This is a genomic window from Streptomyces sp. NPDC045695, from assembly GCF_056432025.1.
The window spans coordinates 243,978-262,628 of sequence record NZ_JBWKJU010000009.1 but is presented as its reverse complement, the minus strand read 5'-3'; the positions used below and the strand labels follow the sequence as shown (position 1 = coordinate 262,628).

Below are 18,651 nucleotides of genomic sequence, written 5' to 3'. Positions count from 1 at the left end.
AGAGCGGGAAACGGGGAGAGGGAAGCGCGGGATGGGCGTCGCACTGCAGGTGGTCTACATCGTGCTGATGTGCTTCCTCATCGTGCTGATCTTCCGACTGGTCATGGACTACGTGTTCCAGTTCGCACGTTCATGGGCACCCGGCAAGGCGATGGTGGTCGTGCTGGAGGCCACCTACACTCTTACCGACCCACCGCTCAAGCTTCTGCGGCGGTTCATCCCGCCGTTGCGTCTCGGGGGCGTGGCACTCGACCTGTCCTTCTTCGTTCTGATGATCATCGTTTACATCCTCATCAGTCTCGTCAGCGGTGCTGCGAGAAGCGTATGAACGATGAACTTCTCCGCGCGCGCGGGGACGATCCCGATACGGTCTTGCCGACTGCCGACGACTACGTAGAGGTGAAGAAGACATGCCGCTGACTCCCGAGGACGTGCGGAACAAGCAGTTCACGACCGTCCGCCTCCGAGAAGGCTATGACGAGGACGAGGTCGATGCCTTCCTCGACGAGGTCGAGTCCGAACTGACGCGCCTGCTGCGCGAGAACGAGGACCTGCGCGCCAAGCTGGCAGCCGCCACGCGTGCCGCCGCGCAGAACCAGCAGCAGCAGGGCATGCGCAAGCCCGAACCCCAGGACCAGCGCGGCCCCGGCGCCCCCGTGCCCGCGGCCATATCCGGCCCGCCGCAGCCGCAGATGGGTCCGCCCCAGCTGCCGGGTGGCCAGCCGCAGCTGCCCGCCGGTCCCGGTGGACACGGACAGCAGGGCCCGGGCCAGATGGGCGGCCCCATGCAGCAGCACCCCATGGGCGGACCGCAGGGCATGGGCCAGCAGATGCAGGGCCAGCAGATGCAGGGCCAGCAGCAGCAGTCGATGGGCGGCCAGAACGCGCTCGGCCAGCAGATGCAGCCCATGGGCCAGCAGATGCAGCAGATGGGTCAGCAGATGCAGCCCATGGGCCAGCAGATGCACCAGCAGCAGCAGCCGCAGCTCCCGCAGCAGGGCCCCGGTGGCGACAGCGCCGCCCGCGTCCTGTCGCTGGCGCAGCAGACCGCCGACCAGGCGATCGCGGAGGCCCGCTCCGAGGCCAACAAGATCGTCGGCGAGGCCCGGTCGCGCGCCGAGGGCCTGGAGCGGGACGCCCGCGCCAAGGCCGACGCGCTGGAGCGGGACGCGCAGGAGAAGCACCGCGTCGCGATGGGCTCCCTGGAGTCCGCCCGTGCCACGCTGGAGCGCAAGGTCGAGGACCTGCGGGGCTTCGAGCGTGAGTACCGCACGCGTCTGAAGTCCTACCTGGAGTCGCAGCTGCGCCAGCTGGAGACCCAGGCCGACGACTCGCTGGCCCCGCCGCGTGGTCCCGCCGGTCCCGCCCTGCCGCCGTCGCCGTCGCCTTCGATGGCTCCGGCCGGTGCGATGGGGCACACCATGGGCGGTCCCTCGATGGGTGGCCCGTCCCCCATGGGCGGCCCCTCCCCGATGGGCGCAGGCCCGTCGTACGGCGGCCAGCAGCAGATGTCCCCGGCGATGACCCAGCCGATGGCTCCGGTGCGGCCGGCTGCGCCGCAGCCGATGCAGGCGCCGTCTCCCATGCGGGGCTTCCTGATCGACGAGGACGACAACTAGGCCGCGCGTCGCCTCTCGGCGGTCAGCAGCAGTCACGGGCCGGGCCCGGTTCCCTTCGGGGTGCCGGGCCCGGCCCGTTTTGGCGTACCCGGCGGGCGCGGCGCCGTGGCCGGGGGCCAGCCCCCGGGCCCCCGCGCCTCAAACGCCGGCGGGGCTGGATGGGGCGGGCGGGGCTGGATGGGGGCCGGCGCGGCTGGATGGGCCGGGTGCGGCCCGGTGGCGGGGGCGCTGCCCCCGGACCCCCGCGCCTCAAACGCCGGCGGGGCTGAAAGAGCGGGGCTCCGCCCCGGACCCCGCGCCTCAAACGCCGGCGGGGCTGGATGGGAGCCAGCGGGGCTGGATGTGACGGCGGGGCCGCATATTCAGCCTGCCCGGCGATTGAGGGCACGGGCGCGGAGCGCGCGTACGGGGTCCGGGGCGGAGCCCCGGGAAACGGTGAAAGGGCGGGGTGGGGGAGAGGAGACGGCTGTGGCCCGGCACCCCCACACCGGGAGGCCGGGCCACAGGGGCGGAGCGGCTACGCCTTGCGGAGGCGGAACGTCAGGGACAGGGACTCGTCCGTGAAGGGGTCGCCGTACGCCGCGTCGGCCTCGCCCGCGGAGAAGTCCGTCGCCAGGACCTCGTCCGCGATGAGCGCCGCGTGGTCCGTCAGGGCCGTCACGACCTCCGGGTCCGAGGAGGACCAGCGCAGGGCGATGCGGTCGGCCACGTCGAGGCCGGAGTTCTTCCGGGCCTCCTGGATCAGGCGGATCGCGTCACGGGCCAGGCCCGCCAGCCGCAGCTCCGGGGTGATCTCCAGGTCCAGGGCGACCGTCGCGCCCGAGTCGGAGGCCACCGACCAGCCCTCGCGCGGGGTCTCCGTGATGATGACCTCCTCCGGGGTCAGGGTCACGCTCTCGCCGTTCACCTCCACCGAGGCCTCGCCCGCGCGCAGGGCCAGGGAGAGCGCCGCCGCGTCGGCCGCGGCGACCGCCTTGGCCACGTCCTGGACGCCCTTGCCGAAGCGCTTGCCCAGCGCGCGGAAGTTCGCCTTGGCCGTCGTGTCCACCAGCGAGCCGCCCACCTCGGAGAGGGAGGCCAGCGAGGAGACGTTCAGCTCCTCGGTGATCTGGGAGTGCAGCTCGGGGGAGAGCGACTCGAAGCCCGAGACGGCGACCAGCGCCCGGGAGAGCGGCTGGCGGGTCTTCACGCCCGACTCCGCACGCGTCGCCCGGCCCAGCTCGACCAGCCGGCGGACCAGCAGCATCTGCTGCGACAGCGTCCGGTCGACCTGGGAGGCGTCCGCCTGCGGCCACGTCGACAGGTGCACCGACTCCGGGGCCTGCGGGGTCACCGGGACGATCATGTCCTGCCAGACCCGCTCCGTGATGAAGGGGGTCAGCGGGGCCATCAGCCGGGTGACCGTCTCGACCACGTCGTGCAGCGTGCGCAGCGCGGCCGCGTCGCCCTGCCAGAAGCGGCGGCGCGAGCGGCGGACGTACCAGTTGGAGAGGTCGTCCACGAAGGAGGAGAGCAGCTTGCCGGCGCGCTGGGTGTCGTACGCCTCCATGGCGTCCGTGACCTCGGCGACGAGGGTGTGGAGCTCGGAGAGCAGCCACCGGTCCAGGACCGTACGGTCCGCCGGCGCCGGGTCCGACGCGGACGGGGCCCAGTTCGACGTCCTGGCGTACAGGGCCTGGAAGGCGACCGTGTTCCAGTAGGTCAGGAGGGTCTTGCGGACGACCTCCTGGATCGTGCCGTGGCCGACGCGGCGGGCCGCCCACGGGGAGCCGCCGGCCGCCATGAACCAGCGCACCGCGTCCGCGCCGTGCTGGTCCATGAGCGGGATCGGCTGGAGGATGTTGCCCAGGTGCTTGGACATCTTGCGGCCGTCCTCGGCGAGGATGTGGCCCAGGCAGACCACGTTCTCGTAGGACGACTTGTCGAAGACGAGCGTGCCGACCGCCATCAGCGTGTAGAACCAGCCGCGGGTCTGGTCGATGGCCTCCGAGATGAACTGCGCCGGATAGCGCTTCTCGAAGATCTCCTTGTTCTTGTACGGGTAGCCCCACTGCGCGAACGGCATCGAGCCCGAGTCGTACCAGGCGTCGATGACCTCCGGCACGCGGACCGAGGTGAGGGTGCAGCCCTCCGCGGTGCAGGGGAAGGTGACCTCGTCGATGTACGGGCGGTGCGGGTCCAGCTCCGAGTGGTCCTGACCGGACAGCTCGCTCAGCTCCGCGCGGGAGCCGACGCAGGTGAGGTGGTTCTCCTCGCAGCGCCAGATCGGCAGCGGGGTGCCCCAGTAGCGGTTGCGGGACAGCGCCCAGTCGATGTTGTTGTTCAGCCAGTCGCCGAAGCGGCCCTGCTTGACCGAGTCCGGGAACCAGTTGGTCTTCTCGTTCTCCCGCAGCATCGCGTCCTTGACGGCGGTGGTGCGGACGTACCAGGACGGCTGCGCGTAGTACAGCAGCGCGGTGTGGCAGCGCCAGCAGTGCGGGTAGCTGTGCTCGTAGGCGATGTGCTTGAAGAGCAGGCCGCGCGCGTCGAGGTCGGCGGTCAGCTTCTCGTCGGCCTTCTTGAAGAAGACGCCGCCGACGAGCGGGACGTCCTCCTCGAAGGTGCCGTCGGGGCGGACCGGGTTCACGACCGGCAGGCCGTACGCGCGGCAGACCGCGAGGTCGTCGGCGCCGAAGGCGGGGGACTGGTGGACCAGACCCGTGCCGTCCTCGGTCGTGACGTACTCGGCGTTGACGACGTAGTGGGCCTCGGCCTCGAACTCGACCAGCTCGAAGGGGCGCTGGTAGGTCCAGCGCTCCATCTCCTTGCCCGTGAAGGACTCGCCGGTGGCCTCCCAGCTCTCACCGAGGGCCTTCTCCAGCAGCGGCTGGGCCACGACCAGCTTCTCTTCGCCGTTGGTGGCGACGACGTACGTGACCTCGGGGTGCGCGGCCACCGCCGTGTTGGACACCAGGGTCCAGGGGGTCGTCGTCCAGACGAGGAGCGCCGCCTCGCCTGCGAGCGGGCCGGAGGTCAGCGGGAAGCGGACGAAGACCGAGGGGTCGACGACCGTCTCGTAGCCCTGGGCCAGCTCGTGGTCGGACAGGCCGGTGCCGCAGCGGGGGCACCAGGGGGCCACGCGGTGGTCCTGGGTGAGCAGACCCTTGTTGAAGATCTCCTTCAGCGACCACCACACGGACTCGACGTACTCGGGGTCCATGGTCCGGTAGGCGTCGTCCAGGTCGACCCAGTAGCCCATCCGGGTCGTGAGCTCGGTGAACGCGTCGGTGTGGCGCGTCACGGACTCCCGGCACTTGGCGTTGAACTCGGCGATGCCGTACGCCTCGATGTCCTGCTTGCCGCTGAAGCCCAGCTCCTTCTCGACGGCGAGCTCGACGGGCAGGCCGTGGCAGTCCCAGCCGGCCTTGCGGGCCACGTGGTAGCCGCGCATGGTGCGGAAGCGGGGGAAGACGTCCTTGAAGACGCGGGCCTCGATGTGGTGCGCGCCGGGCATGCCGTTCGCGGTCGGCGGCCCCTCGTAGAAGACCCACTCGGGGCGGCCCTCGGACTGGGCCAGGGTCTTGGCGAAGGTCTTGCTCTCGCGCCAGAAGTCGAGGACGGCGTGCTCAAGGGCAGGCAGGTCGACCTGGGCGGGTACCGGGCGGTACTGCGGCGGTGTGGTCATGAGGCTGAACTCTTCCTCCGGCGGGGTGTCACTTCCGTCCGGAGGGACGAGAGCCGACTGGCGCTCCCGCGGTACCACCCTCCTTGGCCGCCGGACGGGTCCGGTGGCCCCCTCATTGGGGTGCGAAGCCGGTTCTACTCGCCGTACGCAGATCCGTACGGGCTTTCTTCCGGCGGCTCCGGGGTGATCCTTCGCATCGCGCTCGCCCCCGGGCTCTCACCGTCCCCGGGTCGCTCCTGGCTGCGTCCGACGCTACTCGTCCCCATCCATGCCTTTCGCTGCGGCCAGTGTACGGGCCCGGGGAGTGCTCGGCAGACCGGTTTACGGGGGCCCGTGGCGGGGCGGCCGGCCCGGCGCGGCGGGGAGCGGCGCGGGCCTCGCCGCGGGTACGGGCGCGGGCCCCGGCGTGACCCGAATGGGCCCGACGCGCCGGTCAGGACTCGGGTGGGGCGCGAGTGGCGGATTACGGGGCCTCCGGCTGGGCACAACGGATGCAGGTTGACCTCGACGGATGCGTGCCCCGTTGCTGCGGGGTCGGAGGCGATTTATCGTTCCGGCACGATTCGCGAGCAATGATCACAGTATGTGAAGGGGCCGCGGCCATGGTGGCGAAGAAGACCGCCGGGAGTACTGCCAGGAAGGCTGTCGGGAAGGCCGCCGGGAAGGTGGAGGTCTCCCAGGACGCGGCTCCCGCCAAGAAGGCGAGCACCGCCCGCAAGACCGCCGCAGGCGCGGTGGCTCCGGCCGAGAGGGCGACCGCCGTCACGAACGCGACGGCGGTCAAGAAGGTGATCGCCGACAAGAAGGCGATCAAGAAGGTGACCGCCGAGAAGAAGGTGTCCGCGGTCAAGAAGACGACCGAGGCCAAGAAGACGACCGAGGCCAAGAAGGCGGCCTCTGAGAAGAAGACGACCGCTGTCAAGAAGACGACCGCCGTAGAAAAGCGGACGGCCGCGGCCAAGACGGCCGGGGCCGAGGGGGCGGCGCACGCCGCGAAGAAGACGGGAGTCCAGAACGTGGTTGCCAAGAAGAGCATTGGTACGGCGAGGAAGGCGGCCGAGGCCGCCACCAGCGGGCTGCCCAAGGTGCGGGCCACGGCGGCCCTCGCGCCCGGCGAGCTCGCCGTACGGCCCGGGGAGGACCCCTGGACCCCCCAGGAGGTCGACGAGGCCCGTACGGAGCTGACGTCGGAGGTCCTGCGGCTGCGCGCCGAGCTCGACGCCTCCGAGGTGGCCATCTCCGGCCTGATGCGGGACTCGGGCGACGGTGCGGGCGACGACCAGGCCGACACGGGCACCAAGAACATCACCCGGGAGTCCGAGCTCGCGCTCGCGGCGAACGCCACCTCGATGCTGGAACAGACCGAGCGGGCCCTGGAACGGCTGGAGGCGGGCACGTACGGGCTCTGCGAGAACTGCGGCCAGCCCATCGGTAAGGCCAGGATGCAGGCCTTCCCGCGGGCCACGCTGTGCGTGGACTGCAAGCAGAAGCAGGAGCGCAGGCACTAGCTCACGTGCCCTGACGTACCCTCGTGTCCGTCAGGGTCCAGGAGGAGCCTGGTTCGAGCTAGTTCGAGGGACTCACGTGGCAGAGGCGGAGCGCATCATCGGTACGCCGGAGGTCGGGGACGACGACCAGCCGGAGTCCGCCGGGCCCAGGGGGCGCCGGCGGATCGCGGCACTGCTCGTCGTGGCGGTGCTCACCTACCTGCTGGACCTCGGCACCAAGATGCTGGTCGTGGCGCACCTGGAGCACCAGCCGCCGATCGAGATCATCGGTGAGCTGCTGAAGTTCGAGGCGGTCCGCAACCCGGGCGCCGCCTTCGGTTTCGGCGAGGCGTTCACGATCATCTTCACCTGCATCGCGGCCTCCGTGATCGTGGTGATCGTGCGGCTGGCCCGCAAGCTCTACAGCCTGCCGTGGGCGATCGCGCTCGGCCTGCTGCTGGGCGGGGCGCTGGGCAATCTGACCGACCGGATCTTCCGTTCGCCGGGCGTCTTCCGCGGCGCGGTCGTCGACTTCATCGCGCCGGCCCATTTCGCCGTCTTCAACCTCGCCGACTCGGCGATCGTGTGCGGCGGCATCCTGATCGTCCTGCTGTCGTTCAAGGGTCTGGACCCGGACGGGACCGTCCACAAGGACTGATCGCGGGAAAGCTCTTCTGCCGAGTCCTGCATACTCGACGGGTGAGTACGATTCCCGAGATCCGCACCCTGCCCGTTCCCGATGGCCTCGAAGGCGAGCGCGTCGACGCCGCCATCGCCCGTATGTTCGGTTTCTCCCGGACGAAGGCGGCCGAGCTCGCGGCCGCGGGGAAGGTGTCGGTCGACGGCAGTGTCGTCGGGAAGTCCGAGCGCGTGCACGGTGGCGCCTGGCTCGAAGTCGAGATGCCCGCGCCGCCGCGCCCGGTCGAGGTCGTCGCCGAGCCCGTCCCGGGCATGGAGATCATCCACGACGACGACGACGTCGTGGTCATCATGAAGCCGGTGGGCGTCGCCGCCCACCCGAGCCCCGGCTGGACCGGCACCACCGTCATCGGCGGTCTCGCCGCGGCCGGTTACCGCATCTCCACCTCCGGCGCGTCCGAGCGCCAGGGCATCGTGCACCGTCTCGACGTCGGCACGTCCGGCCTGATGGCCGTCGCGAAGTCCGAGCGCGCGTACACCTCCCTGAAGAACCAGTTCCGCGAGCGCGTCGTGGACAAGCGCTACCACGCGCTGGTGCAGGGCCACCCGGACCCGATGAGCGGCACGATCGACGCGCCGATCGGCCGGCACCCCAGCGCCGACTACAAGTGGGCCGTGACGCAGGACGGCAAGGACTCCGTCACCCACTACGACCTGATCGAGGCCTTCCGCGCCGCCTCGCTGCTCGACATCAAGCTGGAGACCGGGCGTACGCACCAGATCCGCGTGCACATGTCCGCGCACCGCCACCCGTGCGTCGGCGACCTCACCTACGGCGCGGACCCGACGGTGGCCAAGCGGCTGGGTCTGACCCGGCAGTGGCTGCACGCGGTGCGGCTCGGCTTCGAGCACCCCTCGGACGGCCAGTGGGTGGAGTTCGAGAGCGGCTACCCGGCGGACCTCCAGCACGCGCTGGACGTGATCCGGGCCGAGAGCGAGTGACCGCCGTCGGCTTCGAAGTCCGGGTCGCCTCGGGCGAGGCCGACATGGCGGCGTGCTTCGCGGTGCGGACCGAGGTGTTCGTGGTCGAGCAGTCCGTGCCGGCGTCCATCGAGTACGACGCGTACGACGCGGACGCGGTGCACGTGCTGGCCGTGGGGCCGGACGGGGCGCCGCTGGGCACGGGCCGGCTGCTGTACGGCGACGCCGCGCTCGGCAAGACGGGTGACCCGGCGGTCGGCTCGCTGGGCCGGCTGGCCGTGACCGCCGCCGCGCGGGGGCTGGGCGTGGGCGCCGCGCTGGTCCGCGCGATCGAGGAGCAGGCCCTTCGGCTCGGCCTGTCGGCGGTGGACCTGGGCGCGCAGACGCACGCGCTCGGCTTCTACGAGCGGCTCGGGTACGTGGCCCACGGGCCGGAGTTCCAGGACGCGGGCATCGCGCACCGGGCGATGCGGCGGACCCTCGCGGGGAGCTGAGCCGCCGGTCGTGCGGATCCGGCGCCGTCGCGGGGGCCGTGCCCACCCACCCCCGCGCCCCCCACACCGGCGAGGCTGGGCGCGAACGGCGCCACGGCTGCGAAGGTAGGGGGTGTGGATCAGCTTGCTCTCCTGTTCGTACTGATGCTCGGGGCGGTCGTCACCGTGCCGCTCGGGGACCGGCTGGGACTGCCGGCGCCCGTGCTCATGACCATCGGCGGGGTCGTCCTCGCCCTGGTCCCGGACGTGCCGAATGTCGACATCCCGCCCGAGTACATCCTGCCGCTGGTGCTGCCGCCGCTGCTGTACGCCTCCGTGCAGCGCACCTCCTGGCGGCAGTTCGCCGCCAACGTCCGGCCCATCCTGCTGCTGGCCGTGGCCCTCGTGTTCGTCACGACCGCCGCCGTCGCGGCCGTCGCGCACGCCGTCGTGCCGGGGCTGCCCATCGCCGCGGCCGTCGCGCTCGGCGCGCTCGTCGCCCCGCCCGACCCGGTCGCCGCCACCGCCGTCGCCGGATCGCTCGGGCTGCCCCGGCGGATGGTGTCGATCCTGGAGGGCGAGGGGCTCTTCAACGACGTGACGGCGATCGTGCTCTACCACGTGGCCATCGCCGCCGCGGTCAGCGGCAGCTTCTCCTGGCCGGCCGCGCTCGGGGAGTTCGTGCTCTCCGCGGTGGTGGCCGTGGCCGTCGGGCTCGCCCTCGGCTGGGCCGCCAACCGGCTGATGGGGCGGCTGGGGGACGCCACGCTGCAGATCGGGCTGACCCTGCTCGTGCCGTTCGTCGCGTACGTGGTGGCGGAGGAACTCCAGGGGTCGGGGGTCCTGGCCGTGCTGACGACGGCCCTGTTCCTCGCCGAGTACGCCACCGACGCCGACGACGTGCTCGGACGCCTGGCCGGGCACACCTTCTGGGAGGTCGTCGACACGCTGGTCACCGGCGTGGCCTTCGGACTGATCGGGCTGGAGCTGCACCACGTCTTCGGGACGGCCAGGGGCCGCGAGTGGGAGATGGCCGGGTGGGCGGCGGTTGTGGTGGCGGTGGTGGTCGGGGTACGGCTGGTGTGGCTGCTGCCGGCCGGCTGGCTCGCCAAGAGGCTCCACCAGCGGCGCGACTACGACGAGGAGATCCCGCTGAGCTGGCGGGAGAGCGTGGTGATGTGGTGGGCGGGGATGCGGGGGGTCGCCTCGGTGGCGCTCGCCCTCGCGATTCCCCTCCGTACCGACGCCGGTGAGCCCTTCCCGGCGCGGGACCAGATCGTCTTCATCGCCTTCGCCGTGATCATGGCGACGCTGGTGTTGCAGGGGCTGACCCTGCCGTGGCTGGTGCGGCGGCTGGGGGTGGAGGCCGACTCGGACGCGGAGCGCGACGCCCAGCGGCTGCTCGCGATCCGGGCCGCCAAGGCCGCGAAACGGCGGCTGAAGGAGATCCAGGAGGTGGAGGAGCTGCCGGAGGACCTGTTCGATCAGCTGCACCGGCGCGCGTACGACGTCGGGGCCAGGATCAGTCCCGACATGGTGGACGAGGAGCGGCGCGAGGCCTACGCGAAGCGGGTGGAGCGGATCCGCGACATCCAGCGGATCCAGCGGGAGATGATGTCGGCCGCCCGCCACGAGGTACTCGCGGCGCGCAGCGAACCCGGCTCCGATCCGGAGATCGTGGACCGGGTACTGCGGCACCTGGACGTGCGCAGCCTGCGGAGTCCCTAGCGGGGCGTCGGGCGTCGGCGGTTCGGCACGCGCCGGGGCGGGGCGGGGCAGGGCGGGCGCCGCGGGCACGGGCTTCGTGTGCGGGTCGGCCGTGGCGGGGCCGGTGCCGGCGGGGCCGGGCGCGCGCCGGGGTGTCTCCTCGGGCGCCGAACGGTTCGGGGGGTCGGGGGGTGCGGCGGGGGTGCGTTCGACGCCCTGCGGGGACGCCCCGGCACACACCCGGGCCCGTCACAGCCGGCGGGCCGGGCGAGGTCCGGGCGGAGCCCGGGGAACGGCGTCAGCCGCCGGGCCGGGGGGCGGCCTCGGAGGTGGCGACGCGCGGCAGGGCGTACGGGTGGTGGGTGACCAGCCAGGCGATGAGACGCTCGCGGACGGCGCAGCGCAGGGTCCAGAGGTCGTCCGCGTCCTTCGCGGTGGCCGTCGCGCGGACCTGGATGGTGTGGGGTGTGGTGTCGGTCACCACCAGGGCCCAGGAGCGGCCGTCCCATTGCGGGATCTGCGGGAGGATCCGTTCCAGGTGCTCCCGCAGCAGCGGGACCGGCGCGCTGTGGTCCAGGTGCAGGAAGACGGTCCCGGTCATCTCCGCGCCGCCGCGCGACCAGTTCTCGTAGGGCTTGCTGGTGAAGTAGGAGACCGGCATCGTGATGCGGCGCTCGTCCCAGGTGCGGACGGTGAGGAAGGTCAGGGTGATCTCCTCGACCTTGCCCCACTCCTCGTCCACCACCACCGTGTCGCCGATGCGGACGGTGTCGCCGAAGGCGATCTGCAGGCCCGCGAAGAGGTTGCCCAGCGCGGCCTGGGCGGCGATGCCCGCCACGATGCCGAGGAGACCGGCCGAGGCGAGCAGGGAGGCGCCGGCCGCCCGCATCGGCGGGAAGGTCAGCAGCATCAGGGCGACCGCGACGACGGTCACCACCGCCGTCACCACCCGCTGGATGAGCGTCACCTGGGTCCGGACCCGGCGCACCCGGGCCTCGTCCGACTCGCCGGCCGCGTAGCGCGCGTAGGCGTAGTCGACGATCACCGTCGCGATGCGCACCAGCAGCCAGGCCGTCCCGGCGATCAGCACCAGGGTCAGGGCCCGGCCGACGCCGACCGGGTGGTCCGGGAGGATCCGCGCCTGGCGGTAGGTCCCCCGGAGCAGCGAGGCGCAGAGCACCACCTGGACGGGGACCCGGCAGCGGCGCAGCAGCCCCCACAAGGGCGTCTCGGCGTGGCGGGTGTCGGCCCGGCGCAGCAGCAGGTCCAGCAGCGCCCCGGCGATCAGGGTGAGGACCAGCGAACCGCCGAGGACGGTGACGGGACGCAGGAAGTTCTCCATCTCCATGGGTACGAACGTAGCGGCAAGCGGTCCGCCGGCCCCCGTGCCCGGGACGGCCGGCAGGCGGTGGCTGGCACGATGGAGGCATGAACATCATGCTTTTCCATTCGACGTACGGCCTGCGGCCCGCGGTGCACGCGGCGGCCGACCGGCTGCGCGCGGCCGGGCACCGGGTCCAGGTGCCGGACCTCTTCGGGGGACGCACCTTCGAGACCGTCGAGGAGGGCATGGCCCACCGGGACGAGATCGGCCGTGACGAGCTGCTGAAGCGTGCGGTGCTGGCCTCCGCCCCCTACTCAGACCAGGGACTGGTCTACGCCGGCTTCTCCTTCGGCGGCTCCGTCGCCCAGCACCTGGCGATGGCCGACGAGAAGGCGCGCGGGCTGCTGCTCCTGCACGGGACGGCCGACCTGGAGGAGGACGCCTCGGTGGACGAGCTGCCCGTGCAGCTGCACATCGCGGACCCGGACCCCTTCGAGCCGCACGACTGGCTGACGGCCTGGTACCTGCGGATGCAGCGGGCCGGGGCCGAGGTGGAGGTCCACAGCTACCCGGGCGCCGGGCACCTGTTCACCGACCCGGAGCTGGACGACTACGACGCCGAGGCGGCCGAGCAGGCCTGGAAGACCGCGATCGGCTTCCTCGACAGCCTGTAGGAGCCGATAGGCCATACACGGAAGGGCACGGTCCGGCGGATGCCGGGCCGTGCCCTCGTCGCACGTGTCGCAGGGTCAGGCGGCGCGGTAGGCCGTCCAGCTGCTGCTCATGCGGGCCACCTGGCCGGCGGTGAACTGGTACATGCAGGAGTCGTACGTGTAGTCCATGAAGTTGCGGATCGGGTCGACGCCCGGCTTGCTGGCGCAGCTGTCACGGCCCGTCGGGCACTCGTACGCGGCGCTCTTCTCGGCCGGGGTGTCGGAGACGTAGTCACCGTTGCCGCTGCAGCCGCCCTGGAAGGTGTGGTACAGACCCAGCCAGTGGCCGACCTCGTGGGTCGCGGTGTCACCCTCGTTGTAGTTGGCCGCGGAGCCGCCCGGCAGCGAGCTGTCGAGCACGACCACGCCGTCCATCTTGGGGGCGGAGGTGTAAGAGGTCGGGAAGGTCGCCCAGCCCAGCAGGCCGCCGGAGAGCTTGGCGGTGTACAAGTTGAGCGCGCCCGGGCCGCCCTGGCGCAGGGTGTTCTTCATGTCCTTCTCGGCCTGGGAGCCGGAGGCCAGGTTGTACCAGGTGGCGTTGTCCGTGTAATCGGTAGCCGCAAGGGTGAACTGGAAGTTCGTGTTGACATTGCCGGTGCCCTGGCCGCCGTAGGCCGCGTTGAGGACCGCCAGCTGGTTGTTGATGTCCGTGGACGTCAGCTTTCCGGTGGTGCCGGAGTGCACGACGTGGAAGTACACGGGGATGTTCACAACGGCCTCGGCAGCGCTCAGGCTGCGCTGCGGCTGGTTCTTGAGGGCCTTGTCGAGCTTCGCCTTGAGGTCGGCGTCCATGGACTTGGCCTGGGCCTCGGTGAGCTCGTTCGGCTCGTCCGCGTGCTCGTCGTGGGCGCGGGTCACACGGGCGTTGGCGGCGCCGGTGGACTCCTGCGCGCAGACCTCGGCGGGGGTCTTGGCGGCCGCGAGCGTGGTGGGGGCAGCGAGCGGCGTGAAGGCCAGGGTTCCGGCCAGGACCGCGGTGCCCATCAGGCGGCGGCGAAGAAGGGGGGATATGCGGGCAATTGCGCGCACGGGTGCTCCTCGCGGTGGGGGGTTGGTGGCGTGAAGGATCTCTTCAGCTGGCGCGAAGCTTATGTGTGCATGACATATTCAGGTCAAGGGTCTTACGTAAAAGATTTGTTGCGTGACACGCACAGGGGCGCCTGGTATGTACCAGGCGCCCCGTGGCTCAGGAGAATTGACGGTCTATCAGTGAACGGGCTGGTAGGAGCGCTCCACCCGTTGCGTCCCGTTCAGGGTGCGGTACGAGCGCTGCCACGCGGCCGTGGCGTTTGGGTTCCGCTTATCGGATACGACGTAGTAGTCCATCTGCGAGCGCTCCGCCGTCACGTCCAGGACCCCGTAGCCGTGAGCGTCCATGTCCAGCCACTTCACGTGCCAGTTACCGGCCTTGACGGCCGATTCCGCAACCAGCGAGACCGTGTCGGGCAGCACGTGCAGCACGTCGTCGAGATTGTCGGAGGTCACCGACGTGACGACGAACTCGGTCGCCGCCGTCCCCGAGGCCGGATAGGTGGCCTTGTGCACCGGGACCTCGTTCGCCCACGCCATGTGGATGTCCCCGGTCAGGAACACCGTGTTCTTGATGTTCCGGTCCCTGAGGTGGCCCAGCAGTTCCTTGCGGTCGTCCGTGTACCCGTCCCACTGGTCCACATTGGCCGCTATGCCGCCTTCCGGCAGGCCGAGCAGCTCGGTGAGCGGCCCCAGCAGGTGCGCGGGCAGCGAGCCGAAGGCCACCGGCGAGATCATCACCGAGGTGCCGACCAGCTTCCAGGTCGCGTTCGAGGCCGCGAGGCCCGACTTGAGCCAGTCCAGCTGGGCGCGCCCGGTGATGGTGCGCTCCGGGTCGTCCACCGAACCGCTGCCCACCTCGACCTGCTGGGACCGGAACGAGCGCAGGTCGAGGAGGTGCAGATCGGCGAGGGTGCCGAAACGCAGCCGCCGGTAGACGGTGCCCGCGATGGAGGCGCGTACGGGCATCCACTCGAAGTACGCCTGCTTGGCGGCGGCGGCGCGGGCCGCCCACTCGCCCTCGGCGCCCGCCGTGTGGTTCTCGGCGCCGCCCGACCAGGCGTCGTTGGCGAACTCGTGGTCGTCCCATATCGCGACGACCGGGTGCGCGTGGTGCAGGGCCTGGAGGTCGGCGTCCGTCTTGTACGCGCCGTGCCGGGTGCGGTAGTCGGCGAGCGTGACGATCTCGTGCCGGGGCTCGTGCGGGCGGACGACCTCCTCGGCCTTCGGGTAGGCCCCGGACTGGTACTCGTAGAGGTAGTCGCCCAGGTGCAGGATCGCGTGCAGGTCGGTGCGGGCGGCCAGGTGGCGGTAGGCGGAGAAGTAGCCGGACTCCCAGTTGGCGCAGGAGACCACGCCGAAGCGGACCCCGGCGGTCGTCGCGTCGTGGCCCGGGGTGGTCAGGGTGCGCCCGACCGGGGAGACGGCGGAACCGGCGGTGAACCGGTACCAGTAGGGGGTCTGCGGCTGGAGCCCGCGCACGTCCACCTTGACCGTGTGGTCGGTGGCGGCGCTCGCGGTGACGGTGCCGGAGGCGACGGTCCGGGAGAAGGCCCTGTCCGCGGCCACCTCCCAGTCCACCTGGACGGGCGCGCCCAGACCGGAGCCGGGCACGGCCTCGGGCGCCGGGGTGAGGCGGGTCCACAGCAGGACCCCGTCGGGCAGCGGATCGCCCGAGGCGACGCCGTGCAGGAAGGCGGGTCCGGTCCCCGCCGCATGGGCGGCCGGGGCGCCCAGCGAGGTCAGGGGGGCCAGCGCGGCGGTGGCCGCGGCGGCGAGGACGACCGTACGGCGACGGGGATGCGCCGAGGTCGGAGCGGGGGTGAGATGACTGGTCACGGACCATCACATTACCGGCGGGTACACCGGCCCGAACAGACGTCGGAACGCAACGAGCGGGCGAACTCCAGGAATCCGCCCGCCCGTTGGTGCGCGCTGTCGTGCAGCCGGCCCGGGCCCATGCGCCCGGGCCGGCCGCGGGCCGGGATCAGCCCTGCAGGGCCTTGTCGATCGCCGCCGTGAACTGCTCCGCCGTCTGCGGGGTGTCGATCTTCTTGCCGTCCATCTTCAGCGTCGGGGTACCCGTCACGCCGGACTTGTTGAAGGCCTTCGACATCTCCAGCGCCCACCGGTCGTAGGTGCCGTCCTCGACGGCCTTCTTGAACTCGGCGTTGCCCTTGAGCGCCGGGACGGTGTCCGCGACCTTCAGCAGGTAGTCGTCCTTCGCGAAGCTGTCGACGGTCTCCTGGGGGTGCAGGGCCTTGGAGTACAGGGCCGCCTTGTAGTCGAGGAAGGCCTCCGGGCTGACGTTCAGCGCCGCGCCCAGCGCGCTCAGCGCGTTCTTCGAGCCCTCGCCCTTGGCGGCGTTGTCGATGAAGGTGGCGCCGAGGTACTGGAGCTTGTACTTGCCCGCCTCCACGTCCTTCTTGACCGTCTCGCCGACCGCCTGCTCGAAGCCGGCGCAGGCCGGGCAGCGCGAGTCCTCGTAGAGCTCCAGCGTCTTCTTCGCCTCGGCCTTGCCGACGACGACCGTGGTGCCGTCCTCGCCCGTGGCGTTCTTCGGCTTGACGAGCTCGGCCTTGGCGGCCTTCTCCCAGTAGCCGGGCTCGTTGCTCTGCACGATCGCGTAGCTGACGGCGCCGATCAGGCCGAGGCCGGCGAGGAGCGCGCCCGCCACGATCACCTGGCGGCGCACCTTGTCCTTCTTCGCCTGCGCCTCGCGCTCGGCGCGCAGCCGCTCGCGGGCCGCGGCCTTGTTCGCCTGGCTGTTGCGTGAACTCATCGTGATCTCCGTGGGGTGTGACATGTCGGGGGGACTGTGAGGGGCCCGTCCCCCGGCTACCGCCGGGAGCTGCCCCCGTACGTGCGTCAGGCGCTCGCGAACGCGCCGTGCACGGGAGGTCCCCGCCGCCCCACGGAATGTGCGGGGAAGCGCGTACGGGCCCCCGCGCCCGCCGCGGCCGGGCGCGGCACCCGCCGTGTCCACCCGCGGGCCACCGCCCCCGCGGTCACCGCCAGCAGCAGCGGCCGGAACGCGGACGCGGCCACCGCCCGCAGCAGCCGGCCCAGCGCCCGCTCGCCGTGACGCAGCCACCCGGCGGCGAACAGCCCGACCGAGACGTGCGCCGCGAGCAGCAGCCAGGGGGCCCACGGTCCGGGCGAGGCCAGCAGCGCGGCCGGGTCGGCGGCCGGCCCGGCCACCTCGCTCAGCGGCCCGCCCACCGGCGTGCCGCCGCACAGCGCGTCCAGGCCCATCGCGCGCAGCGTGCCGGAGACGGGGCCGCCGGCCGGGCCGTAGCAGAGGTGCTGCCCGGAGGTGAAGGCGGTGTCGGCGGCCAGCTCCAGCGGTACGAGCAGCCCGGCGATGGGGCCGAAGCCCCGCTCGCGGCCCGCGAGCGCGTAGGCGAGGGCGAACACGCTCGCGAAGGCCCCGCCCACCAGCGCGGGCGGCAGTGCGACCCCGGACATGAGGACGTGCGAGCCGGCCGAGAGCAGCACGACGAACGCGCTGAACAGCGCGGCCCGCAGCCCCCGGAGCCCTACCCCTGAAATGTCCATCGCCGCGAGTCTGCCATGCGTCCCTGTGAAGGCGGGCCCCAGGTCACGGCTGTGCCGGGGGCGCGCGCCGCTGCCCTCGACGCGCGCCGCCGCCCACGACGCGCGCCGCCGCCCACGACCGGGCCTACCGGGTGATGCGCCCGTTGCGGAAGAGGTCCACGAAGATCTGGTGGTCGGCGCGGGCCCGGGCCCCGTACGCGTGGGCGAAGTCCACGAGCAGCTCCGCGAAGCCCTCCTCGTCGGCCGCGATCGCCGCGTCGATGGCCCGCTCGGTGGAGAACGGGACCAGCGTCTGCCCGCTCTCGGCCGCGTCGGCCGCCCCGTGCATGGTCGCCGTCGCCCGGCCCAGGTCCGCGACGACGGCCGCGATCTCCTCCGGGTCGTCCAGGTCCGACCAGTCCAGGTCCACCGCGTACGGAGAGACCTCCGCCACCAGCTGTCCCGTCCCGTCCAGCTCCGTCCAGCCCAGCCACGGGTCGGCGTGCGCCTGCAGGGCGCGCTGCGAGATCACCGTGCGGTGGCCCTCGTGCAGGAAGTACTCCCGCACCGCCCGGTCCGTGATGTGCCGGGAGGCCGCCGGGGTCTGCGCCTGCTTGAGGTAGATCACGACGTCGTTCTCCAGGGCGTCGCTGTGCCCCTCCAGCAGGATGTTGTACGAGGGCAGGCCCGCCGAGCCGATGCCGACGCCGCGGCGGCCCACCACGTCCTTGACCCGGTAGGAGTCGGGCCGCACGAGGGACTCGTCGGGGAGGGTCTCCAGGTACCCGTCGAAGGCGGCCAGCACCTTGTAGCGGGTGGCCGCGTCCAGCTCGATGGAGCCCCCGCCGGCCGTGAAGCGGCGCTCGTGGTCGCGGATCTCCGTCATCGAGTCCAGGAGGGCGAAGCGGGTGCGCGAGCGGGCCGAGCGCAGGGCGCCCAGCAGCGGCCCCTGGGCGGTGTCCAGGTCGAAGGAGGGCACCTCCTCGTGCTTGGCCCCCGCGGCCAGGCGGTGGATCCGCTCCCGATAGGCGCCGGCGTAGATCCGCACCAGCTCGGTTATCTGGCCGTCGCTGAGCGCCTTGGTGTAGCCGATCAGGGCGACGGAGGCGGCGAACCGCTTCAGGTCCCAGGTGAAGGGGCCGACGTAGGCCTCGTCGAAGTCGTTGACGTTGAAGATCAGCCGGCCGTTGGAGTCCATGTACGTGCCGAAGTTCTCGGCGTGCAGATCGCCGTGGATCCACACCCGGCCCGTCCGCTCGTCCAGGTACGGGCCGCCGTGCCGGTCCCGCTCCAGGTCGGAGTAGAAGAGGCAGGCCGTGCCCCGGTAGAAGGCGAAGGCCGAGGCCGCCATCTTGCGGAATTTGACCTGGAAGGCAGCGGGGTCGGCGGCGAGCAGCTCACCGAACGCGGTGTCGAACACGTCGAGGATCTGCTCGGCGCGCTGCTCGTCGGTCGTCTCGGGAACCGCCATGGCGGAT

At 71.8% G+C, this 18,651-nt stretch carries 15 protein-coding genes; 8 read left to right on the top strand and 7 right to left on the bottom strand.

Translation table 11 applies throughout. The annotated features are described in order from the left end of the window. Window positions 1-31 precede the first annotated feature (31 nt). Together AC07DU_RS18705 and AC07DU_RS18700 are read left to right on the top strand one after the other, a co-directional pair. Entirely contained in the window at window positions 32-328 is a 297-nt protein-coding gene (locus tag AC07DU_RS18705; protein ID WP_360903849.1) for a YggT family protein, read from the top strand. 82 nt (window positions 329-410) lie between these two features. Further along, a complete protein-coding gene (locus tag AC07DU_RS18700) occupies window positions 411-1,619 on the top strand; it encodes a DivIVA domain-containing protein (RefSeq protein WP_479032669.1) in 1,209 nt (402 codons plus the stop codon). Between the two features lie 517 nt (window positions 1,620-2,136). Here the strand turns inward: AC07DU_RS18700 and ileS are convergent. Further along, window positions 2,137-5,283, bottom strand: a complete 3,147-nt coding sequence (gene ileS, locus AC07DU_RS18695; protein WP_479112362.1) for an isoleucine--tRNA ligase — start codon at window positions 5,281-5,283, stop codon at window positions 2,137-2,139. Window positions 5,284-5,855: 572 nt separating this feature from the next. On the opposite strand from ileS, the gene AC07DU_RS18690 reads away from it, so the two are divergent. The 5 genes from AC07DU_RS18690 to AC07DU_RS18670 all read left to right on the top strand — a co-directional run bounded on the left by AC07DU_RS18690 (window position 5,856) and on the right by AC07DU_RS18670 (window position 10,591). After that, window positions 5,856-6,791, top strand: a complete 936-nt coding sequence (locus AC07DU_RS18690; protein WP_479112360.1) for a TraR/DksA family transcriptional regulator — start codon at window positions 5,856-5,858, stop codon at window positions 6,789-6,791. A 76-nt stretch (window positions 6,792-6,867) separates the two neighbouring features. After that, window positions 6,868-7,428 (top strand): signal peptidase II, encoded by a 561-nt coding sequence (gene lspA / locus AC07DU_RS18685; RefSeq protein ID WP_479112358.1) that lies wholly within the window; start codon window positions 6,868-6,870, stop codon window positions 7,426-7,428. Between the two features lie 41 nt (window positions 7,429-7,469). Next, window positions 7,470-8,411 carry an RluA family pseudouridine synthase gene (locus AC07DU_RS18680; protein WP_360890650.1) on the top strand — a complete coding sequence of 314 codons (942 nt, stop codon included), beginning with the start codon at window positions 7,470-7,472 and terminating at the stop codon, window positions 8,409-8,411. A gap of 44 nt (window positions 8,412-8,455) precedes the next feature. After that, window positions 8,456-8,884 carry a GNAT family N-acetyltransferase gene (locus AC07DU_RS18675; protein ID WP_453374929.1) on the top strand — a complete coding sequence of 143 codons (429 nt, stop codon included), beginning with the start codon at window positions 8,456-8,458 and terminating at the stop codon, window positions 8,882-8,884. Window positions 8,885-8,998: 114 nt separating this feature from the next. Beyond that, a complete protein-coding gene (locus tag AC07DU_RS18670) occupies window positions 8,999-10,591 on the top strand; it encodes a Na+/H+ antiporter (protein ID WP_479112356.1) in 1,593 nt (530 codons plus the stop codon). 277 nt (window positions 10,592-10,868) lie between these two features. Here the strand turns inward: AC07DU_RS18670 and AC07DU_RS18665 are convergent, their stop codons facing one another. Then, window positions 10,869-11,912 carry a mechanosensitive ion channel family protein gene (locus AC07DU_RS18665; protein ID WP_360890714.1) on the bottom strand — a complete coding sequence of 348 codons (1,044 nt, stop codon included), beginning with the start codon at window positions 11,910-11,912 and terminating at the stop codon, window positions 10,869-10,871. An 86-nt stretch (window positions 11,913-11,998) separates the two neighbouring features. On the opposite strand from AC07DU_RS18665, the gene AC07DU_RS18660 reads away from it, so the two are divergent. Beyond that, the gene (locus tag AC07DU_RS18660; protein WP_479112354.1) at window positions 11,999-12,568 is read left to right on the top strand and encodes a dienelactone hydrolase family protein; all 570 of its coding nucleotides are present in this window, start codon (window positions 11,999-12,001) and stop codon (window positions 12,566-12,568) included. A gap of 75 nt (window positions 12,569-12,643) precedes the next feature. Here the strand turns inward: AC07DU_RS18660 and AC07DU_RS18655 are convergent, their stop codons facing one another. From AC07DU_RS18655 to AC07DU_RS18635, 5 genes are all read right to left on the bottom strand, one after another. Further along, window positions 12,644-13,591 (bottom strand): zinc metalloprotease, encoded by a 948-nt coding sequence (locus AC07DU_RS18655; RefSeq protein ID WP_360890711.1) that lies wholly within the window; start codon window positions 13,589-13,591, stop codon window positions 12,644-12,646. Window positions 13,592-13,813: 222 nt separating this feature from the next. Further along, entirely contained in the window at window positions 13,814-15,475 is a 1,662-nt protein-coding gene (locus tag AC07DU_RS18650) for an alkaline phosphatase D family protein (protein ID WP_479112352.1), read from the bottom strand. Window positions 15,476-15,623: 148 nt separating this feature from the next. Further along, the gene (locus tag AC07DU_RS18645; protein WP_360890638.1) at window positions 15,624-16,418 is read right to left on the bottom strand and encodes a DsbA family protein; all 795 of its coding nucleotides are present in this window, start codon (window positions 16,416-16,418) and stop codon (window positions 15,624-15,626) included. An 86-nt stretch (window positions 16,419-16,504) separates the two neighbouring features. Continuing rightward, window positions 16,505-17,194 (bottom strand): hypothetical protein, encoded by a 690-nt coding sequence (locus AC07DU_RS18640; protein WP_479112350.1) that lies wholly within the window; start codon window positions 17,192-17,194, stop codon window positions 16,505-16,507. A gap of 124 nt (window positions 17,195-17,318) precedes the next feature. Further along, the gene (locus AC07DU_RS18635) at window positions 17,319-18,644 is read right to left on the bottom strand and encodes a DUF2252 domain-containing protein (RefSeq protein ID WP_360890708.1); all 1,326 of its coding nucleotides are present in this window, start codon (window positions 18,642-18,644) and stop codon (window positions 17,319-17,321) included. Between the last annotated feature and the right edge of the window lie 7 nt (window positions 18,645-18,651).